At 65.7% G+C, this 25,788-nt stretch carries 18 protein-coding genes and 2 pseudogenes; 13 read left to right on the plus strand and 7 right to left on the minus strand.

The features are described from left to right. Positions 1-9: 9 nt before the first annotated feature. From ubiE to RX331_RS00420, 13 genes and pseudogenes are all read left to right on the plus strand, one after another. A complete protein-coding gene (gene ubiE / locus RX331_RS00360; RefSeq protein ID WP_317254713.1) occupies positions 10-771 on the plus strand; it encodes a bifunctional demethylmenaquinone methyltransferase/2-methoxy-6-polyprenyl-1,4-benzoquinol methylase UbiE in 762 nt (253 codons plus the stop codon). Beyond that, on the plus strand, positions 768-2,342 hold the full coding sequence (ubiB, locus tag RX331_RS00365) for a 2-polyprenylphenol 6-hydroxylase (protein WP_317258347.1): 1,575 nt from the start codon (positions 768-770) through the stop codon (positions 2,340-2,342). Before ubiE ends, ubiB begins: the two co-directional genes overlap by 4 nt. Positions 2,343-2,399: 57 nt before the next feature. After that, on the plus strand, positions 2,400-3,824 hold the full coding sequence (coaBC, locus tag RX331_RS00370; protein WP_317254714.1) for a bifunctional phosphopantothenoylcysteine decarboxylase/phosphopantothenate--cysteine ligase CoaBC: 1,425 nt from the start codon (positions 2,400-2,402) through the stop codon (positions 3,822-3,824). Then, positions 3,821-4,276: a dUTP diphosphatase gene (gene dut / locus RX331_RS00375; protein ID WP_317254715.1), complete on the plus strand. Its 456-nt coding sequence runs from the start codon at positions 3,821-3,823 to the stop codon at positions 4,274-4,276. Before coaBC ends, dut begins: the two co-directional genes overlap by 4 nt. Before the next feature lie 271 nt (positions 4,277-4,547). Beyond that, positions 4,548-7,064 carry an ATP-binding protein gene (locus RX331_RS00380; RefSeq protein ID WP_317254716.1) on the plus strand — a complete coding sequence of 839 codons (2,517 nt, stop codon included), beginning with the start codon at positions 4,548-4,550 and terminating at the stop codon, positions 7,062-7,064. Then, on the plus strand, positions 7,061-8,581 hold the full coding sequence (tsaE, locus tag RX331_RS00385) for a tRNA (adenosine(37)-N6)-threonylcarbamoyltransferase complex ATPase subunit type 1 TsaE (RefSeq protein ID WP_317254717.1): 1,521 nt from the start codon (positions 7,061-7,063) through the stop codon (positions 8,579-8,581). The genes RX331_RS00380 and tsaE overlap by 4 nt, the downstream gene beginning before the upstream one ends. 89 nt (positions 8,582-8,670) lie before the next feature. Then, entirely contained in the window at positions 8,671-8,994 is a 324-nt protein-coding gene (locus tag RX331_RS00390; protein ID WP_283031256.1) for a PilZ domain-containing protein, read from the plus strand. 135 nt (positions 8,995-9,129) lie between these two features. Further along, positions 9,130-9,852 carry a nucleotidyltransferase family protein gene (locus tag RX331_RS00395; RefSeq protein WP_317254718.1) on the plus strand — a complete coding sequence of 241 codons (723 nt, stop codon included), beginning with the start codon at positions 9,130-9,132 and terminating at the stop codon, positions 9,850-9,852. A 358-nt stretch (positions 9,853-10,210) separates the two neighbouring features. Further along, a complete protein-coding gene (gene addB, locus RX331_RS00400; RefSeq protein WP_317254719.1) occupies positions 10,211-13,351 on the plus strand; it encodes a double-strand break repair protein AddB in 3,141 nt (1,046 codons plus the stop codon). Beyond that, positions 13,345-16,874: pseudogene (gene addA, locus RX331_RS00405) on the plus strand (double-strand break repair helicase AddA). The gene addB and the pseudogene addA overlap by 7 nt, the downstream one beginning before the upstream one ends. A 72-nt stretch (positions 16,875-16,946) precedes the next feature. Further along, positions 16,947-17,267 (plus strand): thioredoxin, encoded by a 321-nt coding sequence (trxA, locus tag RX331_RS00410; protein WP_016847387.1) that lies wholly within the window; start codon positions 16,947-16,949, stop codon positions 17,265-17,267. A gap of 65 nt (positions 17,268-17,332) precedes the next feature. Further along, complete coding sequence (locus RX331_RS00415; RefSeq protein WP_317254720.1) at positions 17,333-18,415, plus strand: ATP-dependent DNA ligase; 1,083 nt, start codon at positions 17,333-17,335, stop codon at positions 18,413-18,415. A gap of 123 nt (positions 18,416-18,538) precedes the next feature. Continuing rightward, positions 18,539-19,003, plus strand: a complete 465-nt coding sequence (locus RX331_RS00420) for a DUF2231 domain-containing protein (protein ID WP_317254721.1) — start codon at positions 18,539-18,541, stop codon at positions 19,001-19,003. Here the strand turns inward: RX331_RS00420 and RX331_RS00425 are convergent. The 7 genes and pseudogenes from RX331_RS00425 to RX331_RS00455 all read right to left on the minus strand — a co-directional run bounded on the left by RX331_RS00425 (position 19,000) and on the right by RX331_RS00455 (position 25,719). Continuing rightward, positions 19,000-19,740, minus strand: a complete 741-nt coding sequence (locus RX331_RS00425) for a metallophosphoesterase family protein (RefSeq protein WP_317254722.1) — start codon at positions 19,738-19,740, stop codon at positions 19,000-19,002. The genes RX331_RS00420 and RX331_RS00425 overlap by 4 nt on opposite strands. A gap of 255 nt (positions 19,741-19,995) precedes the next feature. After that, positions 19,996-21,336, minus strand: a complete 1,341-nt coding sequence (locus RX331_RS00430; protein ID WP_317254723.1) for a folylpolyglutamate synthase/dihydrofolate synthase family protein — start codon at positions 21,334-21,336, stop codon at positions 19,996-19,998. Further along, on the minus strand, positions 21,333-22,274 hold the full coding sequence (gene accD, locus RX331_RS00435) for an acetyl-CoA carboxylase, carboxyltransferase subunit beta (protein ID WP_317254724.1): 942 nt from the start codon (positions 22,272-22,274) through the stop codon (positions 21,333-21,335). The genes RX331_RS00430 and accD overlap by 4 nt, the downstream gene beginning before the upstream one ends. Positions 22,275-22,375: 101 nt before the next feature. After that, a complete protein-coding gene (gene trpA / locus RX331_RS00440) occupies positions 22,376-23,212 on the minus strand; it encodes a tryptophan synthase subunit alpha (RefSeq protein ID WP_317254725.1) in 837 nt (278 codons plus the stop codon). Further along, complete coding sequence (gene trpB / locus RX331_RS00445) at positions 23,209-24,426, minus strand: tryptophan synthase subunit beta (protein ID WP_317254726.1); 1,218 nt, start codon at positions 24,424-24,426, stop codon at positions 23,209-23,211. The genes trpA and trpB overlap by 4 nt, the downstream gene beginning before the upstream one ends. 184 nt (positions 24,427-24,610) lie before the next feature. After that, a pseudogene (locus RX331_RS00450) lies at positions 24,611-25,249 on the minus strand (phosphoribosylanthranilate isomerase); the annotation flags it as partial. Positions 25,250-25,326: 77 nt separating this feature from the next. Next, positions 25,327-25,719, minus strand: coding sequence for a DUF1049 domain-containing protein (locus RX331_RS00455; protein ID WP_317254727.1), 393 nt, complete (start codon positions 25,717-25,719; stop codon positions 25,327-25,329). Positions 25,720-25,788: the final 69 nt, after the last annotated feature.

A 25,788-nucleotide genomic window follows, 5' to 3' on the forward strand; every position in this document is an offset into this window, starting at 1 on the left:
GTACATGTAATGGTTCGGCCGGAGCAAACCACCCATTTTGGCTTCAGGGACGTGCCCCTGGGGGACAAACAGACGCTGGTGAACGACGTGTTCCACAGCGTGGCATCCCGCTACGACCTGATGAACGATCTGATGTCGGCGGGCCTGCACAGGGTCTGGAAGGACATCATGATCACGGCGCTCAACCCGCCGAAAAACGATGCGCCGTTTGCAGTGCTCGACGTTGCCGGCGGCACCGGCGACATCGCCTTCCGCGCAGCCGAAGCCTCGGGCTTCGGCTTCCAGGCCACCGTCTGCGACATCAACAGCGACATGCTCGAGGTCGGCCGCAACCGCGCGCTGGCGAGGCATCTCGACCACCAGGTCTCCTTTGTCGAGGGCAATGCCGAGGCGCTGGCCTTTCCCGACCGCTCGTTCGACGCCTACACCATCGCGTTCGGCATTCGCAACGTGCCGCGGATCGATGCGGCGCTGCGCGAAGCCTATCGCGTGCTGCGGCCGGGCAGCCGATTCTTGTGCCTGGAATTCTCCGCCGTCGACGTGCCTGGACTGGATTGGCTGTACGACAAGTTCTCCTTTAAGGTAATCCCGCCGCTCGGCCGTGCCGTGACCGGAGACGCGGAATCCTATCAATATCTCGTCGAATCGATCCGGAAATTCCCCCGACCCAACGTGTTTGCCGGGATGATCCAGGACGCCGGCTTTTCGCGCGTGAAGTGGCAGAGCCTGTCCGGCGGCATCGTGGCGTTGCATTCGGGCTGGCGTTTGTGATCTCTGCGGCGACCCACATTGCGCGGCTCGTCCGCGCCGCTTACGTGTTCGCGCGCGAGGGCGTGTTCGGTGTCGTCGACCCGAGCTTGGTGCCGCCGCCCGGGCAGCTCGCGCTGCGTCTGGCGCGGCTGATCGAACGGCCCAGCGCCAAGGTCGGCCCGCGGCTGTCGCGCGCGCTGACGCGCCTTGGCCCCGCCTATCTCAAGCTCGGGCAATTTCTTGCGACCCGCCCCGACGTCGTCGGCGTCGCGATGGCCCGCGATCTGGAAAGCCTGCAGGACCGCCTGCCGCCGTTCGCGCATAGCGAAGCCGAGGCAGTGATCGCCGCCTCGCTGGAGCGCCCGCTAGCAAAGGCCTTCGTCAGCCTTGGGCCGGCGGTTGCCGCCGCCTCCATCGCCCAGGTGCATCGCGGCGAGGTCGAGCGCGACGGCGTCCGCGTGCCGGTCGCCGTCAAGGTGCTCCGGCCCAATGTCGCCTCGCGCTTCCGCCGCGACCTCTCCGATTTCTTCTTCGTGGCGCACAATGCCGAAGCCCATTCGGCCGAGGCGCGCCGGCTGCGGCTGATCGAGGTCATCAACACCATGTCGCGCTCGGTCGCGATGGAGATGGACCTGCGGCTCGAGGCGGCCGCGCTGTCGGAGATGGCGGAGAATACGCAGCGCGATCCGGACTTCCGCGTACCCACCGTCGACTGGGACCGTACCACCCATAACGTGCTGACGATGGAGTGGATCGACGGCATCGCGCTGAACGACCACGCCCGCCTCGCAGCCGCACAGGTCGATCTGCCCGACCTCGGCCGCAAAGTGATCCAGAGTTTTCTGCGCCACGCGCTGCGCGACGGCTTCTTCCATGCCGACATGCACCCCGGCAATCTGTTCCTCGACGATGCCGGCCGGCTCGTCGCCGTCGATTTCGGCATCATGGGCCGGCTCGGGCTGAAGGAGCGGCGCTTCCTGGCGGAAATCCTGCTCGGCTTCATCACCCGCGACTATCGCCGCGTCGCCGAGGTGCATTTCGAAGCCGGCTATGTGCCGGGCCACCATTCGGTGGAGAATTTCGCGCAAGCCATCCGCGCCATCGGCGAGCCGATCCACAACCGCACCGCCGAAGAAATCTCGATGGCGAAGCTGCTGACGCTGCTGCTCGAGGTCACCGGGCTGTTCGACATGCAGACCCGGCCTGAATTGATCCTGCTGCAAAAGACCATGGTGGTGGTCGAAGGCGTGGCGCGCGGCTTCGACCCCAAGCTCGATATCTGGAAGGTCGCCGATCCCGTGGTGCGCGAATGGATCGAGCGCAATCTCGGCCCGCTCGGGCGGGTTCAGGGGGCGATGTCCGGCGCGGGCGAACTCGGCCGCGTGGCGGCGAGCCTGCCTGCGATCGCCTCACGGGCGGTTGCCGTGGTCGAGCACATGGAGAAGATGACCCGCGAGGGCATCACGCTGTCTCCGGAGACGATTGCAGCCCTGGGGCGCGCCGAGGGCCGCAAGAGCCGCTGGCGAACGGTGGCACTGTGGATCATCGCGGCGACCTTTATTGGAATTTTGATCGCCATCCGCCAGCTATGATTGCAATGATAGCACGAGATTGCTATCATTGATGGCATCTTGCCCGGAGGGCCCATCATGGCCAGCCTGACCATCCGAAAACTCGACGACGGCATCAAGTCCTACCTGCGGCTGCGCTCGGCCAAGAATGGCCGTTCGGTCGAGGAAGAGGTTCGGGTGATCCTGCGCGAATATTGCGAGGGCAGCCCGGCGCCGGCCGCCCCGCTGGCGCCACCGCCCACTGCAACGGACCGGGCAGGCGCCGAGCGCGTCAATCCCGCCGGCCAGGCCAGCGTCACCCTGATCATCGGGGGCGGTATTGCCGCCTTCAAATCGCTGGAACTGATCCGCCGGCTGAAGGAGCGGCATGTTGATGTCCGCTGCGTGCTGACCAAGGCCGCGCAGCAATTCGTGACGCCGCTTTCTGCCAGCGCGCTGTCGCATGAGCGCGTCTATACGGACCTGTTCGACCCCGGCAGCGAATTCGACGCCGGCCACATCCGCCTGGCGCGCGAATGCGATCTGATCGTGGTGGCGCCGGCGACCGCCGACCTGATGGCGAAGATGGCGAATGGCCACGCCGACGATCTCGCCAGCGCCATTCTCTTGGCGGCCGACCGGCCTATCCTGCTGGCGCCGGCGATGAACCCCTTGATGTGGAACAACGCCGCCACCCGCCGCAATGTGATGCAGCTCCGCCGCGACGGCGTCCACATGATCGGCCCCAATGCCGGCGAGATGGCTGAGTCGGGCGAGGCCGGCGTCGGACGGATGTCGGAAGCGGTTGAAATCGCCGCCGCTGCCATCGACATTCTGCGCCCACCACGGCCGCGCCCGCTGCTCGGCAAGCGCGTGCTGATCACGGCGGGCCCGACGCATGAGGCGATCGACCCCGTGCGCTATATCGCCAACCGTTCCTCCGGCAAGCAGGGCTTTGCCATCGCCGCTGCGGCGCAGGCCGCCGGCGCCGATGTCACGCTGGTCACGGGTCCCGTCGAACTGCGCGATCCCACCGGGGTGACCGTCATCCGCGTTGAATCGGCGCGTGACATGCTGCATCGGGTCGAGGCCGCGCTGCCGGCTGATATCGCGATCTTTGCCGCCGCGGTGGCGGATTGGCGCGTCGCCAATGAAGGCGAGCAGAAATTGAAGAAGACGGGCTCCGGCACGCCGCAGCTTGCTTTGGTGGAAAACCGCGACATTCTGGCGACGATCTCCAAGCTGAAGGACAAGCGCCCGCCGCTGGTGATCGGCTTTGCCGCCGAGACCGAGCATCTGATCGATAACGCCAAGGCCAAGATCGCGCGCAAGGGCTGCGACTGGATCGTCGCCAATGACGTCTCGCCCGCGTCGGGCGTGATGGGCGGTGATCGCAACACCGTGCATCTGCTGACGCGCGACGGCGAAAACTTCAATGTCGACTCCTGGCCCGTCATGACCAAGGAACAAGTCGCCACCGAGCTGGTGGCGAAGATCGCAAAGGCCGTGGAGAAAATTTCGTGAGAGCCGTGAAGGTCGAAGTCTGCCAACTGCCGCATGGCGAAGGCCTCGCCTTGCCGGCCTATCAGAGCGCCGATGCGGCCGGGCTCGACCTGCTGGCCGCCGTTCCCGCCGATACGCCCTTGATTCTATCGCCCGGAAAACATGCGATGGTGCCGACCGGGCTTATGATCGCGCTGCCCAGGGGTTTTGAGGCGCAGGTACGGCCGCGTTCCGGGCTTGCCGCCAAGCACGGCGTCACGGTGCTGAACTCGCCCGGCACGGTGGACGCGGATTACCGCGGCGAGATCAACGTGCTCCTGATCAATCATGGCGACGCGCCGTTCCCGATCCGGCGCGGGGAGCGCATCGCGCAGATGGTGATCGCGCCGGTGGTGCAGGCCGAACTCATTCCGGTCGCGTCACTGTCGTCGACGACGCGCGGCAGTGGCGGTTTTGGCTCGACCGGGCGCTGATCGGCTTCCATTTGCTCGCTGAACCGTGAGCGACCCGATTTTTTCACAGCCTCCCTACGTTCACGATCTGGACTCTTACCCCTCGAGTCTCGCTCGGGATACTCTCGCTTCGATTCGTCTGAGCACGACCGGTAAAGTGGGGTCCTGTTTTGGGTCCGGACGCGCTCAATCCTCATTCGGCGCACAATCTCAACGCCAAACCGCTCATTTTTTGGCGGGATTGTGCGCTGGGGGTAGTGCCGAGCCTGCAGTCGCGTAGTTGGGGCAAATAATGTCGGGCGTAGTCGCTGCGATGCGTCGAACCCTGCTGTCGTGCACCTCACTGGCGCGCCACGGCATGCTCGCGCTCGTCACCCTCTCCGCATCGGCGGAACCCGCTGCGGCTGCCGAGCTGTCCATTGGGCAGGCGATTTCGACCCTGTTCGACCTTAATCACCAGGAATTCGCGGCGCTGACCACGGCGCTATCGCTGCTCGGCTTTACCGTTCTGGCCGCGATCCTGTTGATGCGAACGCGCATTCGGGCGACCCAAACGGAACTCAACCTGCGCCAGGACATCGCCGATCTGCAGGTGCAGGCCGACCGGCTGCGCGCGCTGCTGTTCGCCGAGCCGCAGATCCTGATCGCCTGGGCGGCCGGCGACAACCGGCCCCAGATCAGTGGCGACACCTCGCTTCTGGTCTCGCAGGACGCGCTGGCCAGTCCGCCGCAGCGCATCCTGGCTTTCGGAACCTGGCTGCCGCCGGAACCGGCGCTGCAGATGGATCACGCGGTCGACGCGCTGCGTGAATTCGGCGAAGGCTTCCTGCTCCACCTCTCCACCTCGAATGGCCGGGCCATCGAGGCGATGGGCCGCGCCATCGGCGGCCAAGCCATTATCAGGATTCGCGAACTTGGCGGCTTGCGCCGGGAGCTCGCCGAATCCAATCTCCGCTACAGGACACTGTTGGAGGAGACCGAGCTGTTGCGCGACTTCGCCGCCGCCGCGCCGTGGCCGATCTGGGCCAAGAGCGCCGAAGGCAACCTGCGTTACGCCAATACGGCCTATGTCCGCGCCACCGAAGGCACGAGCGTCGCGGATGCGATCCACCGCAACCTCGAACTGCTCGAGAACGATCAGCGCGCCGAGATGAACCGGGTGCTGAACGACAATGCGAGCTTCAGCGCGCGGCTGCCGATTGTGGTCGGCGGCGAGCGGCGGATCTACGACGTCCAGGCGCTCAAGCTCAGCGGCGGCAGCGCCGGCATTGCCATCGACGCCGGCGAGGTCGCGCAGTTGCACGATGCCATGGAGCGGATGGTGGAAGCCCATCGCCGCACCCTCGACCAGTTGTCGTCGGGCGTCGCCGTATTCGACAGCCAGCGCCGGCTCGCTTTCTACAACGAGTCCTACCGGCGGCTGTGGGGCCTCGATCAGGCCTTCCTCGATTCCAATCCGGACGATTCAAGCGTGCTCGACCGGCTGCGCGCCGCGCGCAAGCTGCCCGAGCAGCCCGACTTCCGGGCTTGGAAGGCCAAGCTGCACGAGGCCTACCGTGCCGTCGAGCCGGCGACCTATAGCTGGTTCCTGCCCGACGGCCGCGCGCTGAGCGTCGTCACCACGCCGAACCTCGAAGGCGGCGTCACCTACCTGTTCGACAATGTCACCGAGAGCCTTGATCTCGCTCGCCGCTACGACCGCCTGACCCGGGTGCAGCACGAAACGCTCGACAATCTGGCCGAAGCCGTCGCGGTGTTCGGCAGCAACGGCCGCGTCGAACTGTTCAATCCGGCGTTCGCCAAGATGTGGAAGCTGCCGGCGGAGCAGCTCAAGGAGCAGCCTCACATCGAGACCGTGGAAGCCTGGTGCAAGCCGCTGTTCGACGACGCGCTGACCTGGCGCGTGCTGCGCGAGGCCATCACGGGCATCGAAAACCGGGCGCAGGTGGAACTCAAGCTCGAGCGCAAGGACGGCAGTGTACTCGACTGCATGACCATGCCGCTGCCCGACGGCGCGACGCTGCTGACCTTCCAGGACATCACCGATACCGAAAATGTCGAGCGTGCCCTGCGCGAGCGCAACGAGGCGCTAGAGGCCGCCGACCAGATGAAGGTGGATTTCGTCCACCATGTGTCATACGAACTGCGCGCGCCGCTCACCACCATCATCGGCTTTGCGCATTTCCTCAGCGACCCCTCGACCGGCCCGCTGACGCCGAAGCAGGCCGAGTATCTCGATTACGTCACCAAATCGACCAACGCGCTGCTGGCGCTCACCAACAACATCCTGGATCTCGCCACCATCGATGCCGGCGCCATGAAGCTCGAGCTCGGCCCGGTCAATATCGAGAAGGCGATCCAGGCCGCCGCCGAGGGCATTCAGGACCGGCTGGCGACCGACCGCATCGAGCTCAAGATCGATATCGATCCCAATATCGGCAACTTCACCGGCGACGAGCGGCGCGTCGTGCAGGTGCTGTATAACCTGCTCGCCAACGCCGTCGGCTTCTCGCCGCATGATGCCGCCGTCACGATCAGCGCGCGGCGGACCGAGCATCGCGTGATCTTTACCGTCAGCGATTGCGGCCCCGGCATTCCGGCCGAGGTGAAAGACAAGGTGTTCGACTGGTTCGAGAGCCATTCGCACGGCTCGCGGCACCGCGGCGCCGGGCTTGGCCTATCACTGGTGCGCTCCTTCGTCGAGCTGCATGGCGGCAAGGTGCGCGTCGATTCAGTGGTCGGCAAGGGCACGTCCGTCACATGCGACTTCCCCGTTGACCAGAACGCGCATCGCAACGCCGCCGAATGACCGAACCTGCGACATTTACGGTGGCGCTCGCCAACGAGACGGCCACCGCACATCTGATGGCCGACCTCGCGCTGCTGGTCAGCCCAGGTGACGTGATCACGCTTTCCGGCGATCTCGGCGCCGGCAAGACGGCGGCCGCACGCGCGATGATCCGCTATCTCGCCGGCGATCCCGCGCTGGAAGTGCCGAGCCCGACCTTCACGCTGGCGCAGAGCTACGAGCAGCCGTTTCCGATCGTCCACGCCGATCTCTACCGCATCAATGATGCGAGCGAACTGGAGGAGATCGGGCTGTCGCCGCTACCTGAGGGCACGCTGGCGCTGATCGAATGGCCGGAGCGCGCGCCGGATGCGCTGCCGGAAAATCGCATCGACATCGCCCTCAGCCACCGCCCCGCGCTCGGCTCCACCGCACGCGCCGCCGAAATCACCGGCCATGGCAAGGCGGCCATGCAGGTGGCGCGGCTGGAGGCACTGCGCAACCTTCTCGTTCAAGCCGGCTTTCTCAGCGCCGAGCGCGAGCGTATGCAAGGCGACGCCTCGACGCGCTCGTATGCGCGGCTGGTCGGCAAGGACGGCACGTCGATCCTGATGAATTCGCCGCGCCGGCCGGATGGGCCGGCGATCTATGACGGGAAATCCTACAGCGCGGCCGTTCATCTCGCCGAGGACGTCAAGCCGTTCGTCGCCATCGACAACGGCCTGCGTGCGCACGGTTTCTCGGCGCCCGCGATCCGCCATGCCGATATCGATGCCGGCTTCCTGATAACCGAGGATTTCGGCAGCGCCGCCGTCGTCGAGGGCGACCCGCCGCGGCCGATCGTGGACCGCTACGAAGCGGCCACCGACATGCTGGCGGAGCTGCATCGCAAGCCGCTGCCCGAAACGGTGCCGCTGGCGCCGCAGCTCACCTACGATATCCCGGTCTACGGCATCGATGCGTGGCTGGTCGAGATGGGCTTGATGCTCGAATGGTATCTGCCGGACCGCGGCGCGGAACTGAGCCCAGAGCGGCGCGACGAGTTCGTCACGATGTGGCGAACGCTGTTGCAAAAACCGGCGGCGGCGCCGCGCACCTGGGTGATGCGAGACTTTCACTCGCCCAACATCATCTGGCTCGCCGAGCGCACGGGGATTTTGCGCGTTGGCATCATCGACTTCCAGGACGCCGTGCTAGGGCCTGCGGCCTACGATCTGGTGTCACTGTTGCAGGACGCGCGGATCGACGTGCCCGAACAGCTCGAGCTGGCGCTGCTGACCCGCTACATCAAGGCGCGCCGCGCAGCCGATGGCGGGTTCGATCCGGCCGGCTTTGCCGAGCTCTACGCCATCATGTCGGCGCAGCGGAATACGCGCCTGCTCGGCACGTTCGCCCGGCTCAACCGGCGCGACGGCAAGCCGCAATATCTGCGCCACCAGCCGCGGATCTGGACCTATCTGGGCCGATCGCTGGCCCACCCGGCGCTGGCGGCGTTTCGCAAATGGTATGCCGCGAACGTGCCTCCGCCGGTCTCTTGATTTACCTCCTGTTAGCCACCCCGCCTTTAATCTGGAACCAGCCATGCCGCGCAGGCATGGCGCAGCCAGTTTGAAGCGGGAAGACAGCCATGGCGGGAGCGGAACGGCGCCGGGGAGATCGAGTCGTATTCGAGCGCGGCTTTGCGGCGCACATGATGGGCATCGACGGCACCTGGCGGCGCGACTGCGTGATGGAGGACGTCTCCGAGACCGGCGCCAAGCTGACGGTGGAAGGTTCGGTCGAGGGCCTGCACCTGAAAGAGTTCTTCCTGCTGCTGTCGTCCACGGGCCTGGCCTATCGCCGCTGCGAACTGGCCTGGGTCAATGGCGACCAGATCGGCGTCAACTTCCTGAGGCAGGGCGACAAGAAGAAAAAGGCCGCCAAGCGCGGCGCCGAGGACGCCAACGCCTGACGGCGGCGGGCGCGGGCGAACGGCTGTCGTACGGCCGTCACATGCCGCAACTATGGCCTCCCGGTAACTGCATTAGGCTATTCGCCATGGTATGATCCGCGGCGCGATTTGAACGATTGGAAAGAACGCCAGGGAATGCCCGTTACGCCTACCAAAGCGATGGTCCTTGCCGCCGGTCTCGGCTTGCGCATGCGCCCCCTGACCGACCACATGCCGAAGCCGCTGGTGCGTGTTGCCGGCCAGCCGCTGCTCGACCATGTGCTGGACAAGCTCGCCGGCGCCGGCATCAGCGAGGCCGTGGTCAACGTGCACTATCTGCCCGACCAGATCATCGAGCATACCGCAAGCCGCACCCGGCCCCGCGTCATCATCTCCGACGAGCGCGACGAGGTGCTCGGCACCGGCGGCGCGGTGGTGAAGGCGCTGCCGCTGCTCGGCAAGGAACCGTTCTTCCATCTCAACGCCGACACGATGTGGATCGACGGCGTGCGACCCAATCTGATGCGGCTCGCCGAAACCTTCGATCCGGCACGGATGGATATCCTGCTTTTGATGGCGCCGACCACGAGCAGCATCGGCTATTCCGGCCGCGGCGATTACGGCATGCTACCCGACGGCGCGCTGCGCAAGCGCAGGGAGCACCAGGTGGTGCCGTTCGTCTATGCCGGCGCCGCGATTATGTCGCCGTCGCTGTTTATGGACGCGCCGGCCGGCGAGTTTTCGCTGACCAGGATGTTCGACCGCGCCAACGAGCAGGAGCGCCTGTTTGGCCTCAGGCTCGACGGCGTCTGGATGCATGTTGGCACCCCCGACGCGGTGCAGGCCGCGGAAGAGGCGTTCTTGGAGAGCGTGGCGTAGCACCCCACTCACCGCTGTCATGCCCCGGCAACGGGTCGGCCGAATGGCCGCCCGATGACAGGCTTCGGCGGGGCATCCAGTACGCCGCGCATTCCCGGTTCAATCACTATCGTCTCTGGGATACTGAATCACCCGCCCCTGCGCGCAACTGCGCACAAGGCGGGTAATGACAGTTGTGCGAGGCGGCTGACGCCGGTGAGCCCGCAGGGCCCAGACAAAAATCTCGAAAACAACCCCATGCACAGTAGGAATGGGCTCGGATTGGCTTGGCGGTGGGTAGCGGGGACGCCGCCCTCACCCGCATGACCTCCCCCTCATCGCTCCCTATATTGGCCCCTGACCTCGAATCAGGATGCCCATGCGCGTTTTCAGTGTTCCCCTCTCCGTGCCGCTCTTGCGCACCGTCATCGCGGCGTTGGTTGACGGCCGACTGATCGAGGGACTCGAGGCGCGAAAGGACCCGCTCAATCTGGCGCGCGCCACGCTCTATCTGCCGACCCGGCGCGCCGGACGGCTGGCGCGGGAAATCTTTCTCGACGAACTGAAGACCGATGCTGCGATCCTGCCGCGCATCGTCGCGCTCGGCGACATCGACGAGGACGAGCTGGCGTTTGCCGAAGGCGCCGAGCAATTCAGCGGCGCGGCCCCGCTCGACATTCCGCCGCGGCTTGGCGAGCTGGAACGACGGCTGACGCTGGCGCATCTGGTGGCGGCATGGGCGAAGACCCCGGTGTCGGCGCCGCTGGTGGTCGGCGGCCCGGCCTCGACGCTGGCGCTGGCCGGCGACCTGGCGCGGCTGATGGACGACATGGTGACGCGCGGCGTTGCCTGGGAAGCGCTCGACAGGCTGGTGCCCGACCAGTTCGACAAATACTGGCAGCACTCGCTGGAATTTCTGCGCATCGCGCGCAAGGCATGGCCGGAGCACTTGAAAGAGATCGGCCGGATCGAACCCGCGGAGCGGCGCGACCGCCTGATCGAGGCGGAAGCGGCGCGGCTGACCGCGCATCATGAGGGGCCGGTGGTGGCGGCCGGCTCGACCGGCTCGATGCCGGCAACCGCAAAATTTCTCAACGCCGTGGCCCGCCTGAAGCAGGGCGCGGTGGTGCTGCCCGGGCTCGACACCGATCTCGACGAGGAATCGTGGCAGACGATCGGCGGCGAGCGCGACGCGCAGGGCAAGTTCATCACCCAGCCTTCCTCGAACCATCCGCAATTTGCGATGCACGGCCTCTTGGATCGCTTCGGCATCAAGCGCAGCGACGTCGAAATCCTCGGCACGCCGCATGGGCGAGAGGTGCTGATCTCGGAGACGATGCGGCCGTCGGCCGCGACCGAGCAATGGCATGACCGGCTGGCGCAGCCCGACGTCTCGGCACGAATCGCCGGCGGCATGGAGAAGCTTACCGTCGTCGAGGCGCCCAGTTCGGAAATGGAAGCGCTGGCGATTGCGGTGGCGATGCGCGAGGCGCGGCATCTCGGCAAATCGGCGGCGCTGGTCACGCCGGATCGCGCACTGGCGCGGCGGGTGATGGCGGCGCTGACGCGCTGGAATCTCGCATTCAATGATTCCGGCGGCGACGCGCTGATGGATACGCCGAGCGGCGTCTTCGCCCGCCTCGTCGCGGAAGCTGCCACCAAAGGGCTGGAGCCGCCGACGCTGCTGGCGCTCTTGAAGCATCCGCTGTTCCGGCTCGGCGGCGCACATGGTGCGTTCAAACGCCCCATCGAGACGCTCGAACTGGCGCTGTTGCGCGGCACCCGGCCGCAGGCGGGAACGGCCGGCCTTGCGCGCGAGTTCGATCGCTTCCGCGTCGAGCTCAAAAAGCTCCGAAGCCATGAGACATCCTCGCTGCACGCCGCCGAGCCGCGGGCGAAATTGAAAGACCACGAACTCGACCAGGCACAAGCGCTGATATCAGCACTGCAGAAGGCGCTGGAGCCGCTCGAAATCATGGCCGGATCAAAGCCGTTCGATTTTGCCGAGCTGGCGCAGCGCCATCGCGAAACGCTGATGGCGTTGTCTTCGGACCAGAACGGCGTTGTCGCCGTCTTCGAAGACGCGCAAGGCGCGGCGCTGGCAGCCGCCTTCGACGACCTGCTGACCGAGCAAAAGCCGAGCGGTCTCTTGGTTCAGTTAGGCGACTATCCGGACGTGTTCCAGACCGCCTATGCCGACCGCATCGTGCGGCGGCCGGAGTCGGCGAACGCGCAGCTGCAGATCTACGGTCAGCTCGAAGCGCGACTGACCGAATCCGACCGCGTCATTCTCGGCGGGCTGGTCGAAGGCGTGTGGCCGCCGGCACCGCGGGTCGATCCCTGGCTGAGCCGGCCGATGCGACACGAACTCGGCCTCGATCTGCCGGAGCGCCGCATCGGACTTTCCGCGCACGACTTTGCGCAACTGCTGGGAACGGAAGACGTGATCCTGACCCATGCAGCCAAGGTCGGCGGCGCGCCGGCCGTCGCGTCGCGCTTCCTGCACCGGCTGGAGGCGGTGGCCGGCGAAGCGCGCTGGGATGAAGCGAGAAAGGCTGGAGAAAAGTACGTCCGCTTCGCGGAAGAGCTGGATCAGCCCGACGATGTCAAACCGATTGAGCAGCCCGCGCCGAAACCGCCCGTCGCGACCCGGCCGACAAAACTGTCTGTTACGGCGATCGAGGACTGGCTGCGCGATCCCTATACGATCTACGCAAAACATATTCTGCACCTCGATCCGCTCGACCCCGTCGACATGCCGCTGTCGGCGGCCGACCGCGGCTCGGCGATCCACGACGCGCTCGGGGAATTCACGCAGGAATTCGCCGCCGCCCTGCCCCCGCAGCCGGCGCTGGCGCTGCGCCGGATCGGCGAAAAATATTTTGCGCCGCTGATGGAGCGCCCCGAGGCGCGCGCGCTTTGGTGGCCGCGGTTTCAGCGCATCGCCACCTGGTTTGCCGATTGGGAGCAGGCGCGGCGCGACACCATTGAGAAAATTGCCGCCGAGATCCGGGGCGAGATCAAGATTCCGCTCGATAACGAGCGCATCTTCACGCTGTCGGCGCGCGCCGACCGGATCGAGCAGCGTCAGGACGGCCGCTTTGCGATCCTCGATTATAAGACCGGCCAGGCGCCGACCGGCAAGCAGGTGCGGATGGGCCTGTCGCCGCAACTGACGCTGGAGGCCGCTATCCTGCGCGAGGGCGGGTTTGAGAACATCCATGCTGGCTCCTCCGTCGGCGAGCTCGTCTATGTCAGGCTCAGCGGCAACAATCCGCCTGGGGAGCAGCGAACGCTGGAGCTGAAAATTAGGAACAACGACACGCCGCAGCCGCCGGATGAGGCGGCCGATTACGCCCTTGAGCAGCTTGAGGCATTGATCCGCAAGTTCGAGATCGAGGAGACGGCCTATACGTCGCTGAACCTTTCCATGTGGTCGAACCGCTACGGCGCCTATGACGACCTCGCCCGCATCAAGGAATGGTCGGCAGCCGGCGGCTTGGGGATCGAGGAATGGTGAAGGCCGCCCGCATCATTCCCGACGCGGTTCGCGCTACCCAAGCGCGCGCATCCGACCCTGCGGCTTCCGCCTTCGTCTCGGCGAATGCGGGCTCGGGCAAGACGCACGTGCTGGTGCAGCGGGTGATCCGCCTGCTGCTCGATGGCGTCGCGCCGGAAAAGATCCTCTGCATCACCTTTACCAAGGCCGCTGCCGCCAACATGGCGGAGCGCGTGTTCACCACGCTCGGGCATTGGGTGACGCTCGACGACGACGCACTGGATGCGGCGATCCGCGAGGCCGGCATTGCCCATGTCGGCGCGCGCCTGCGCAAATCGGCGCGCAAACTGTTTGCCTGCGCATTGGAAACGCCGGGCGGGCTGAAGGTGCAGACGATCCACGCCCTCTGTACGCGGCTGCTGCAGCAATTCCCGTTCGAGGCCAACGTTCCGGCACGCTTTGCTGTGCTCGACGAGCGCGACCAGAACGAGATGATGGAGCGCGCCAATCTCGCCGTCTTTCTCGAAGCGTCGCGCAACCCCGACAGCCCGACCGGCCGCGCCTTGATGACGGCGATGGCGAGCGCAGCCGACGTCACGTTCAAGGATGTGGTGCGCGAGGCCTGTCTCAGCCGCGATCATTTCATGGCCTGGACCGACGCCGCCGGCAGCGCACAGGCCGCCGCCACGCAGATTTCAGCGGCGCTTGGCGTCGCCCCCACGGATCGCCTCGAAGATGTCGAGCGCGACATCGTTGAGGGACCGAACCTGCCGCGCGACCGATGGGCGGAGATTGCGCTGATTCTGGATACAAGCAGTAAGGCTGACCAGAAACAGGCCGACCGACTTCGTGAAGCGCTCATATTTACCGGGGCGGCTCAGGTCGACACGTATCTAGGACTGTTTCTCACGGAAGAGCGCACGCCAAGGGCTACGGTCGTCACGAATAGCTTTGTCAAAAAGAATCCCGCAATTGGAGGGCTACTCGAATCCGAGACCCGCCGTATCCTGCCGCTGATCGAACGCCGCCGCGCCTTGGTGGCGCGCGACCGCACCGAGGCGCTGCTCTACATCGCGACATCAGCGGCAGCGAACTACCGGCGCGAAAAGCAGGAGCGCGGCCTGCTCGACTATGACGACCTGATCGACAAGACGCTTGAAATGCTCGACCGCGTCTCCTCGGGCTGGGTGCATTACAAGCTCGACCGCGGCGTCGACCATGTGCTGATCGACGAGGCGCAGGATACCAGCCCGCGGCAATGGGACATCGTCGCGCACATCATCTCCGAGTTCACCTCAGGCGCGGGTGCGCGAGACGGCCTCGTGCGAACCGTGTTCGCGGTCGGCGACGAGAAGCAGTCGATCTTCTCGTTCCAGGGCGCCGCGCCGCGCGAGTTCGACCTGCGCCGCCGCGCCCTGCAGCGAAAGTTCGAGGGTGCGGGTCTCAAGTTCGATCCGGTGTCGTTCAATTACTCTTTCCGCTCGGGACCGACGATCCTCCACGCCGTCGACCAGGTGTTTCGCGAGCAGGACATCTATCGCAGCATTCATGCGGTCGATATCGGCAACCCGATCCATCACGCGCTCGCCGATGCCGGCCCAAGCCAGATCGATCTCTGGGAGCTGGCGGAAGCCGACGACCGGCAGGACATCGAAGGCTGGCGCGCGCCGTTCGACGGCGTCGCCGCCACCAGCCCCGAGGTGAAGCTGGCACGGCGCATCCAGGCCGAGATCAAGTCGTTGGTCGGAAGCCGCGTGATGACCGGAGCCAAGGGCGACCGTCGGCCGCTGCGCTATGGCGACATGCTGGTTCTGGTGCGTCGGCGCGGCAATGCGTTCGATGCCGTGATCCAGGCGCTGAAGCACGCCGGCATTCCCGTGGCCGGCGCCGACCGCCTCAAGCTGACCGAGCACATCGCCATCATCGACCTGATGAACCTCGCGGACGCGCTGCTGCTGCCGCAGGACGATCTGGCTCTTGCAGTGGCGTTGAAGAGCCCGCTGTTCGGACTCGGCGATGATGAACTGTTCAAGATTGCCTGGGAGCGCAAGGGATCGCTGCGGGCAGCCTTAAGCACACGTGCCGCGTCCGATGGCCGGTTGCGCGATGCGCTGTGGCGGCTCGAACAATGCGAGCGGCGTTTCGCCGGCGAGACGCCGTTTGCGTTCTATGCCTGGCTGCTCGGCGGCGACGGCGGCCGTGCGCGCATCCTGCGCCGGCTCGGCCATGAGGCGAACGATGCACTCGACGAGTTTCTCGAGCTGGCGCTGAGCTATGAGCGCAAGGCGCCGGCCTCGCTGCAGGGCTTTGTGGCCTGGCTGCGTACCGCCGATCTCGAAGTGAAGCGCGACATGGAAATCTCGCGCGACGAGGTCCGCGTCATGACGGTGCATGGAGCCAAGGGGCTGGAAGCATCGGTCGTCTTCCTGGTGGACACCACGACCTCGCCGTCGGATACGCAGCGCCTGAAGCTGATCAACCTGTCGCAGGGCAATGGCGATCCGCACGCGCCCGGCGTTGTCGTCTGGGCCGGTCGCAAGGCCGAGGATCCGCCGGCCGTAGCCGCGGCCCGCGAGGCGATGATCGGCGATACCGAGGATGAATATCGCCGCCTGCTCTATGTCGCGATGACGCGCGCGGCGGACCGCCTGATCGTCGGCGGCTGCTTGCCCGGCAACATGAAGAGCGTCCGGCCGCTGTCCTGGTACGACCTGATCACCAAGGGGCTAGAGGGGTCCGGCCTGCAGCTTCAGGAGATCGAGACCACTGCGGGCCGGGTGAAGCGCTATATGCGGGTGGAGGATGCCGCGCCGTCCGCAACCGCGCCGGCGGCTGCGGCGGCCGCGCCGGTCCCGATCGTGCTGCCCACTTGGCTATCGACCCCGGCGCAGCCGGAAACCTCCGCGGAAAGCCTGCTGCGGCCCTCCGATCCCGCGGATAACGGCACCCATCCCGTACGAACCGCCGAATCGCTGCTGCAGCGCGCCCGCGCCCTGCAGCGCGGTACGCTGGTGCACCGCCTCCTGCAATCGCTGCCCGATGTCGCCCCCGAGCGCCGCCGAGAGGCCGCGCTGACCTATCTGGCCCGCAACGCCGACGGCTGGAACGAGGAAGAGCGGCAGGCGCTGGCCGACGGCACGCTGGCCCTGATTGTGGATGCGCGCTTTGCGCCGGTATTCGCGCCCGGCAGCCGGGCCGAGGTCTCCATCGTCGGACGCCTGGACCGGCCGGGCGGACGTCCGGCCCTCGTGTCCGGACAGATCGACCGCCTCGTCGTCACCGAAAGCGAGGTTTTGATCGTCGATTTCAAGACCAACCATGCCCCGCCGCGCGACCCTGCCGAAGCGCCGCGGGGCTATGTCCGCCAGCTCGCGCTGTACCGGGCGGTGCTATCAAAGCTTTATCCCCAGCATGCCATCCGCGCCGCGCTGCTGTGGACAGAAAGCTCTGAATTAATGGAGATTTCCGCTCCCGCGCTGCAGGCTGAGCTGGCATCCATCATCTCGGCGTGACCGCGCTTGACCCGGCAAGGTCGCGTTCATAGGTTTGCCACATCATCCCACGGCGCGATTCTTTTGGCCGCGCCCTTCATTTCTAACCGAACGAGGTAATTCCGATGGCCGTTGGCAAGGTTTCTGACGCCGATTTCGAAGCCGAAGTGCTCAAGGCGACCGGGCCGGTGGTCGTCGACTTCTGGGCCGAATGGTGCGGCCCCTGCCGCATGATCGCTCCCGCCCTCGACGAGATTTCCGGCGCGATGGGCGACAAGGTCAAGATCGTCAAGCTGAACGTCGACGAGAGCCCGAAGACGGCCTCGAAATACGGCGTGATGTCGATCCCGACCCTGATGATCTTCAAGGGCGGCGAGATGGCCTCCCGTCAGGTCGGCGCGGCGCCGAAGGCGAAGCTGCAGCAGTGGATCACCGCGGCGGTCTGATCGGCGCCTGAACAATTATTTCTTCGGACGGCCGGCGATTAGCCGGCCGTTTGCGTTGAGACGGCATGTCTCGCGTCGACCTATCCCCAAGTTCGCCATCGCCAAGGGCGCGCCGGCGCCCTGCCCCGCTCGCCGCGATGGAGGCACGCTCGGTCGATGCCATCCCCAAGGGCGCGGAATGGCAGTATGAGCCGAAATGGGATGGCTTCCGCTGCCTGATGTCCCGCCAAGGCGATCGGGTCGATCTCCGCTCCAAAAGCGGCGAGGATCTCGCTCGCTATTTTCCCGAACTGGTCCAGGCCGCGCTGGCGCTAAAGGCACGCGAATTCGTGCTCGACGGCGAAATCGTCGTGCCACACGGAAAATCGTTTTCGTTCGACGATCTGCTGCAGCGGATTCATCCCGCCGCCAGCCGGGTCAAGAAATTGTCGCAGGAAACGCCGGCGCTGTTTCTCGCGTTCGATCTCTTGGCGTCAGCCGCGGACAACAAGCTCGCCGCGTCTGCCTTGCGCGAGCGCCGTCCCGCGCTGGAGGCCTTTGCCAAGACGCAGTTCAAATCGCAGAAGACGTTTCGCCTATCACCGGCCACGACAAACCATGCGACCGCACAAAAATGGCTGAAGCAAGCCGGCGGCGGCTCGGACGGCGTGATCGCCAAGCGCCTCGATCTGCCCTACCAGGCTGGCAACCGCGACGGCATGCAGAAGATCAAGAAATTCCGCAGCGCCGATTGCGTGGTCGGCGGCTTCCGCTACGCCACCAACAAGGTCGCGGGCCGCAAGGTCGTGGGATCGCTGCTGCTCGGCCTCTATGATGACGAGGGCTGCCTGCACCATGTCGGCTTCACCTCCGCGATCAAGCAGGCAGACAAGCCGGCGTTGACGGACAGGCTTGAGCCGCTGATTGCGCCGCCCGGCTTCACCGGCAATGCGCCGGGCGGGCCGAGCCGGTGGTCGACCGACCGCTCGGCGAAGTGGTGTCCGCTCAAACCGAAGCTCGTGATCGAGGTCTGCTACGACCATTTCAGCGGCGAGCGCTTCCGCCACGGCACTTCCATCCTGCGCTGGCGGCCCGACAAGGCGCCGCGGCAATGCCGCTTCGATCAGCTCAAGCAGAAGGCGGTTGATCCGATGAAGCTGTTGAAGTGAAGCCGGCCTATGTCGCGAAGCAGGCGTTTTGTTGCGCCGCACCTGCTGGCCCGTTGCAGCATGCCGCAGGAACTCGCCCTGCCGCGGGTAGTTAAATGCCTATTGCCACCTGAGGAGGCATTCATGAACAATCCAAAGTCGACCGCGCAGATCGCCGGTCATCCGATCCATCCCATGCTGATTCCATTTCCCGTCGCCTGTTTCGTGCTGGCGTTTGTTTCGGACATCGCATTCTGGCGAACGTCGAACGAGTTCTGGGCCAGCGCATCGCTCTGGCTGCTCGGCATCGGCCTGATCATGGCCGCGCTCGCTGCCGTCGTCGGCGTGATCGACCTGTTCGGAGACAATCGCATCCGCAACCTCAACGATGCCTGGCTGCACGCCGGCGGCAACGTCATCATGGTCCTGATCCAGCTCTACAACTGGTATTCGCGCTACACCGAAGGCACCTCGGCCATCATCCCAACCGGCATCGTGCTGTCATTCGTCGTGGTGTTGATCCTGCTCGTCACGGGATGGAAGGGCTGGGAGATGGTTTATCGCGATCACGTCGGCGTGGCCGATGAGACCCCTGTGACGCGCAGTTAGCGGACCCGTCCCGTCGCCAGCGCGGAAGCGAATTCGGCATCGCCGTTGCGGCGTGCCAAGTCCGCCATCGCCTGGTTGTCGTAGGGCACATGGCGGAATGTCACGCGCCAGTTTCCCGATGCCAAATCGAGAATCGCATAGCGGGCATCGGGCGTGCCGGCCTCGATCACATGCGGGAATGGCACGGTGTAGGAAAAGCCGGGACTGCCGACGCTGCCGGGATTGACCACCAGGCGCCCATCGCTGAGACGGACGGCGCGCGCGATGTGGGTGTGGGCGCACAGAATCAGCGACTGCGAAATGCCGTCCGCCTCTTTCTCGATCGCCGCCAGCGGCGACATGATGACCGAACCGTCCGGCGTCACTTTCTCCAGCCAGTAGACGTTATCGTCCGCAGGCGTGGCGTGGCAAAGAAAGACCTGATCGCGAAATATCCGCGTCGATGGCACCGCGCGCAGCCAGTCGAGATGGCCCGACTCAAGTTGCGCATAGGCCGGACGATCCCATGCGCCCATCTTCTCGAACGGACGATCGATCAGCCAGCGATCATGGTTGCCGAGCACGTGGATGGCGTCGAGCGCCATCAGCGCATCCATCGTCCGCCGCGCGTCGAGCGGGCCGCTCGCCATGTCGCCGAGATTGACGACCTCGCTGATGCCCTGCGCGCGGATGTCGGCCAGCACCGCTTCGAGGGCGAGATAATTTCCGTGCACATCGGCGATGGCGGCAAAGCGCATGCGGGTCTCCAATTGGGTCAGGTACTCTTACCTAGCAAGAAACGCCCTATGCCATCTACCTCATTTGGGTGAAGCCGGGCCGCCACATGCTGCTTTGGTTCTATTGGGGAATCTCGGTTCTGACTCGCCGCCCGCGGCCGGCTTGGCTAGACTTTGCAATAGACCGGGGCTGGCGAATTCATAAGCAATCGATATTTCTTCCCGGGCCGCCGCTGGAAGCGATTCCAGCGGCATTTTCATTTTCGGCTGGTTCGTTCAAGCGGGCGGCGTGCCGTTGATATCGAGCACATGCCCGGCGAGATAGAGCGAGCCGGTAATCAGAATCCGTGGCGGGACTTCATAGGCGAGGCATGAGAGCGTGTGCAGCGCCGCTTCGATGCCAGCAGCATTTTCCACGCGCATGCCGAGCGCGCGCGCCGCATCGGCCAGCTGGTCGGGCGGCATCGCATTGTCGCGGCCGGGAATCGGCACCGCGATGATGTGGCGCGTTAGCCCGGCGAAGTTGGCGAGGAACGCGCCGGCATCCTTGTTCGCCATCATGCCGGCGATCACCACCAGCGGGCGCGACACCCGTTCCTCGAGGTCGCCGAGCGCGGCGGCGGCGACGCGCCCGCCTTCGGCATTGTGTCCGCCGTCGAGCCAGATCTCACACCCCTTCGGCCCCTGATCGATCAGCGTTCCCGCGACCAGCCGCTGCATCCGTGCCGGCCATTCCGCATTGATGATGCCGGCCTCGAACGCGGCCATTCCGATCCTGAACGTCTTGATCGCGCGCAGCGTCGCAATCGCAAGCCCGGCATTGTCGAACTGGTGTCGGCCGAACAGCTTTGGCGCGGCGAGATCCATCAGCCCGCGCTCATCCTGATAGACCAGCCGCCCGCGCTCGACGCCGACATGCCATTGCTGGCCGGCGGCATGCAGCGGCGCGCGCATGCGGGCGGCCTGCGCCTCGATCACCGACACCGCCTCCGCCGCCTGCTCCGCTGAGATTACCGGCACGCCGCGCTTGATGATCGCGGCCTTCTCGCCGGCAATCGCGCTCAAGGTGCCGCCGAGAAACTCGGTGTGGTCCATGCTGATGGGCGAGATGACGGTTGCGGCTGGCCGTTCGATGACATTGGTGGCGTCCAGCCGCCCGCCGAGACCGGTCTCCAAGAGCACGACATCGGCCTCATGCTCCGCGAACAGGCAGAAAGCCGCCGCGGTCTCGATCTCGAAAATCGTGATCGGCTCGCTTTGATTGACCGCTTCGCAATGCTCCAGCGCGCGGCGCAACTCGGCGTCACCGGCCAGCCGGCCGCCACCTTTGGCGCCGATGCGAAAGCACTCGTTGATCCGGACCAGATAGGGCGAGGTGTAGACGTGCACGGCAAGGCCGGCGGCCTCCAGGATCGCCCGCAGGTAGGCGATCGTGGAGCCCTTGCCGTTGGTGCCGGCGATATGGATCACTGGCGGCAGCGTTCGTTCGGGATGGTCGAGACGCGCCAGCAGGCGGTGCATGCGATCGAGACTGAGATCGATGCGCTTCGGATGCAGCGCAGACAGCCGCGCGATCAATTCACCAAGCGGCTGGGATCTGGCGGCCGGCAGGTTCACGCGTGGGGCGCTGCCGGCACGGCTTCCGGCGCCGAGACGATCTGCGCGGGATCCGTCACCTGCGGCGCAGGCTTGGATGCCGATTCGAGCGCCGGCGATTTGGTCAGCAGACGACAGAGCCGCGCCAGCGTCGGACGCATCTCGTGGCGATGCACCACCATGTCGACCATGCCGTGGTCGAGCAGATATTCGGCGCGCTGGAACCCTTCCGGCAGCTTCTCGCGGATGGTTTGCTCGATCACGCGGGCGCCGGCGAAGCCGATCAGCGCGCCCGGCTCGGCGATATGGACGTCGCCCAGCATCGCATAGGAGGCGGTGACGCCGCCGGTGGTCGGATTGGTCAGCACGACGATGTAGGGCAGCTTCGCCTCACGCAGCATCTGCACGCCGACGGTGGTCCGCGGCATCTGCATCAGCGACAAAATGCCTTCCTGCATCCGCGCGCCGCCCGACGCGGCGAACATGATGAAGGGCGACTTCTTTTCCAGCGCGAGTTCGAGCCCGCGCACGATCGCCTCGCCCGCGGCCATGCCGAGCGAGCCGCCCATGAAATCGAAATCCTGCACCGCGACGACGACGCCCATGCCTTCCAGCTTGCCGTAGCCGACCTTGATGGCGTCGTTCATTCCGGTCTTGGCGCGGGCATCCTTGATGCGGTCGACATATTTGCGCTCGTCGCGAAATTTCAGCGGATCGGCCGTCACCTCGGGCAGCGCGATGTCGTACCATGTCTCGCCATCGAAGATCGACTTCAGCCGCGCCGTCGCGCCCATGCGCATGTGGTAGTTCGAGCCGGGGATGACGAACTGGTTGGCCTCGACGTCCTTGTAGAATACGAGCTGCCCGGAATCCGGACACTTGATCCACAAATTCTCCGGCGTCTCGCGCCGCAGGATGTTGCGGATTTTCGGCCGGACGACGTTGGTGAGCCAATTCATGGTTCGCTCCGAAATGCGGTTAGACGCATTAGTTGGGATATATGGCGGGCCGAATCAAAGCCAACAAGCCGTGGAAAACGCTAATTCCACGCAATTGTGGCTTATTCTGCAGCCTGTTTCGCTCCCCGCACGCCCTGCGCCAGCGCGGCCACCAGATCGGCCACGGCGCCCACGGTCTTGGCGGTGGCGCGGCCCTCGGCATCGAGGCTGCCGCGGAGCGCATCGACCAGCGCGGTGCCGACCACGGCGCCACTAGCGTTTTCCGCAATCGCCCGCGCCGCCTCCGGGGTGCGGATGCCGAAGCCGACGCAGACCGGCAGCTTGGTGTGCCGCCTGATCCGCGCCACCGCATCGCCGACGGCCGTCGAATCGGCCGCGGCCGCGCCGGTGATGCCGGTGATGGAGACGTAGTAGACAAAGCCCGAGGTGTTCGCGAGCACGGCCGGCAGGCGCTTGTCGTCGGTGGTCGGCGTCGCCAGGCGGATGAAGTTGAGCCCGGCCTTCATCGCCGGCAGGCAGAGTTCATCGTCCTCCTCCGGCGGCAGGTCGACGATGATCAGCCCGTCGACGCCGGCGGCCTTGGCATCCGTGAGGAATTTGTCGACGCCGTAGATGTAGATCGGATTGTAATAGCCCATCAGCACCAGCGGCGTGACATCGTCGTCCCTGCGGAAGCCGCAGACCATCTCCAGCGTCTTCTTCAGCGTCATGCCGGCTTTCAGCGCGCGCAGGCCCGCAGCCTGGATCGAGGGCCCGTCGGCCATCGGATCGGTGAAGGGCATGCCGATCTCGATGATGTCGGCGCCGGCCTTGGGCAGCGCCTTGACGATGTCGAGCGATGTCTTGGGATCGGGATCGCCGGCCATCACGAAGGTGACGAAGGCGGAGCGGCCTTGTTGCTTAAGCTCGGCGAAACGCGCGTCGATACGGGTGGTCACTTCTTCCTGCCCTTCAAGATGTCGCCGACCTGCGGCACGTCCTTGTCGCCGCGGCCGGAGAGGTTGACCACCATTAGATGATCCTTCGGCCGCTGCGGCGCGAGTTCGGCCAGTTTGGCGATCGCATGCGCCGATTCCAGCGCCGGGATGATGCCTTCCAGGCGCGACAGCAACTGGAACGCTTCCAACGCTTCCTCGTCGGTCGCGGAGAGATATTTCACGCGGCCGGTTTCGTGCAGCCAGGCGTGCTCCGGCCCGATGCCGGGATAATCGAGGCCGGCCGAGATTGAATGCGCTTCCTCGATCTGGCCGTCTTCGTCCATCAGCAAATAAGTGCGGTTGCCGTGCAGCACGCCCGGACGGCCGCCGGCGATCGACGCCGCGTGCAGCTGCGTCAGCCCGTGGCCGGCTGCTTCGACGCCAAATATCTCGACCGAGGGATCGTCGAGGAAGGGATGAAACAGCCCCATCGCGTTCGAGCCGCCGCCGATGCAGGCGATCAGCGAATCCGGCAGGCGGCCCTCGACCTCTTGCATCTGCTGGCGCGTCTCGTTGCCGATGACCGACTGGAAGTCGCGCACCATCATCGGATAGGGGTGCGGGCCCGCCACCGTGCCGATGCAGTAGAACGTGTTGTGGACGTTGGTGACCCAGTCGCGCAGCGCATCGTTCATGGCGTCCTTCAGCGTCCGTGCGCCCGATTGCACTGGGATCACCTTGGCGCCGAGCATCTCCATGCGGATCACGTTGGGCTGCTGCCGCGCGACGTCGACCGCGCCCATATAGACCACGCATTCGAGGCCGAAGCGCGCGCACAACGTCGCGGTGGCGACGCCATGCTGGCCGGCGCCGGTCTCGGCGATGATGCGCTTCTTGCCCATGCGCCGCGCGACCATGATCTGGCCGAGCACGTTGTTGACCTTGTGCGAGCCGGTGTGATTCAGCTCCTCGCGCTTCAGATAGATTTTCGCGCCGCCGAGATGCTCGGTCAGCCGCTCGGCGAGATAGAGCGGCGAGGGACGGCCGACATAGTTCTTTAGATAGCCGTTCATCTCGGCCTGAAATGCCGGATCAGCCTTGGCCTCGGCATAGGCCTTTTCCAGATCGAGGATCAGCGGCATCAGCGTCTCGGCGACGAAGCGCCCGCCGAAAATGCCGAAATGCCCGCGCTCGTCGGGGCCGGTGCGGAATGAGTTGGGTAGCTTTGGATTCATCGGACCATCAATTCTTCTTGGCGCGCTGCGACGCTGCTTCCACTCCCTCGCCCGGGGAGAGGGTCGGGGTGAGGGGCTGGCGCGGCAAACTCGTTGAAAGTTGCGACCGCGGAGATACCCCCTCACCCGGATCGCAAGAGCGATCCGACCTCTCCCCGTAAACGGGGAGAGGTGAAGTAAGGTCGGAGGCGCGGGCGGCGCGAATGAAATTGCGGATCAGCTCGGGATCCTTGACGCCGGGCGAGCTTTCGACACCAGAGGATACGTCGACGCCGCCGGCGCAGGTGACGCGGATGGCTTCGGCGACATTGTCGGCGGTGAGGCCGCCCGAGACCATGAAGGGCAGTCTGAGATCGAGCTTTTCCAGCACTTGCCAGTCGAAAACCGCCCCCAGCCCACCGGGACGGGTGGCGCCCTTCGGCGCGCGGGCGTCGAACAGGATACGGTCGGCCACATCGGCATAGCCGGGCAGCGCCGCGAGATCGGCCGACGTCTCCACCGCGATCACCTTCATGACCGGCAGCGCGAACTTCGCCTTGATGTCGCGCACCCGCGCGGTGGTTTCCTTGCCGTGCAGCTGCAGGAGATCCGGGCGCAGCGTCTCGACGATGTTTTCGAGCGTCGCGTCGTCGGCATCGACTGTCAGCGCCACCTTGGTGGCGCGGCCCTTGGCCTGCTTGCCCAGCTCGCGCGCGGCCTCGAGGCTGAGATGGCGCGGCGAGGGCGGAAAGAACACGAACCCTGCCATGTCGGCGCCCGCCGCGAGCGCGACCTCGAGCGTCTCGCGGGTGGACAGGCCGCAAATTTTGACGAGCAGGGACATGGTCTCTCGGGGGCGGATTTTCAGGCCGCCAAGTTCAGGCCGTCACGGCCCAATGGAACAAGCTGACGGGGCGGGTTCTACAACGTCGCGCCCTGCTTGTCTCGCCCGGCGGCCCCGTAGAAGCCGTACTGGGAGGGCGCCGGCAGCCGCTGCTGGTCGGTCCGGGAAACCGCCGCCACGGCCCGCAAATCGGCCGCTTCGGCCCTGGCCCGGCGGGCATCGGCCTCATGGTGGCGCGCCGCCCGCCGCCAGTGGCGCTGGCGGAACCAGGTCGCCATACCGCCCGCGGCCACCCCCAGAATGGCCACCGAAATGATCACGGCAAACAGCGGCATCGAGACCGCGATCGCCGGATCGGCCGCATTGAACGGGTCGAACGACACCGTCACGAAATGCCGGTTGGCGACCGCGAAGACGATGAAGATCAGCCCCAGGGGGATAACGACCAGTGCCGTGAAGAACTTTCGCATGACCATCTCTCGCAGGTGATGGAGAAAGGCGGACACGAGGCCCGCAAGACGGCTACAACTAATCTAACC

The sequence above is a fragment of the Bradyrhizobium sp. BWA-3-5 genome, assembly GCF_032917985.1.
In the GTDB taxonomy this organism is placed as follows: domain Bacteria; phylum Pseudomonadota; class Alphaproteobacteria; order Rhizobiales; family Xanthobacteraceae; genus Bradyrhizobium.

Excerpts from the sequence above, each read along its gene's own strand:
- ubiE (WP_317254713.1), top strand. The coding sequence starts at position 10 with ATGGTTCGGCCGGAGCAAACCACCCATTTTGGCTTCAGGGACGTGCCC.
- coaBC (WP_317254714.1), top strand. The coding sequence starts at position 2,400 with ATGGCCAGCCTGACCATCCGAAAACTCGACGACGGCATCAAGTCCTAC.
- RX331_RS00380 (WP_317254716.1), top strand. The coding sequence starts at position 4,548 with ATGTCGGGCGTAGTCGCTGCGATGCGTCGAACCCTGCTGTCGTGCACC.
- tsaE (WP_317254717.1), top strand. The coding sequence starts at position 7,061 with ATGACCGAACCTGCGACATTTACGGTGGCGCTCGCCAACGAGACGGCC.
- RX331_RS00390 (WP_283031256.1), top strand. The coding sequence starts at position 8,671 with ATGGCGGGAGCGGAACGGCGCCGGGGAGATCGAGTCGTATTCGAGCGC.
- RX331_RS00395 (WP_317254718.1), top strand. The coding sequence starts at position 9,130 with ATGCCCGTTACGCCTACCAAAGCGATGGTCCTTGCCGCCGGTCTCGGC.
- addB (WP_317254719.1), top strand. The coding sequence starts at position 10,211 with ATGCGCGTTTTCAGTGTTCCCCTCTCCGTGCCGCTCTTGCGCACCGTC.
- trxA (WP_016847387.1), top strand. The coding sequence starts at position 16,947 with ATGGCCGTTGGCAAGGTTTCTGACGCCGATTTCGAAGCCGAAGTGCTC.
- RX331_RS00415 (WP_317254720.1), top strand. The coding sequence starts at position 17,333 with ATGTCTCGCGTCGACCTATCCCCAAGTTCGCCATCGCCAAGGGCGCGC.
- RX331_RS00420 (WP_317254721.1), top strand. The coding sequence starts at position 18,539 with ATGAACAATCCAAAGTCGACCGCGCAGATCGCCGGTCATCCGATCCAT.
- RX331_RS00425 (WP_317254722.1), bottom strand. The coding sequence starts at position 19,740 with ATGCGCTTTGCCGCCATCGCCGATGTGCACGGAAATTATCTCGCCCTC.
- accD (WP_317254724.1), bottom strand. The coding sequence starts at position 22,274 with ATGAATTGGCTCACCAACGTCGTCCGGCCGAAAATCCGCAACATCCTG.
- trpB (WP_317254726.1), bottom strand. The coding sequence starts at position 24,426 with ATGAATCCAAAGCTACCCAACTCATTCCGCACCGGCCCCGACGAGCGC.
- RX331_RS00455 (WP_317254727.1), bottom strand. The coding sequence starts at position 25,719 with ATGCGAAAGTTCTTCACGGCACTGGTCGTTATCCCCCTGGGGCTGATC.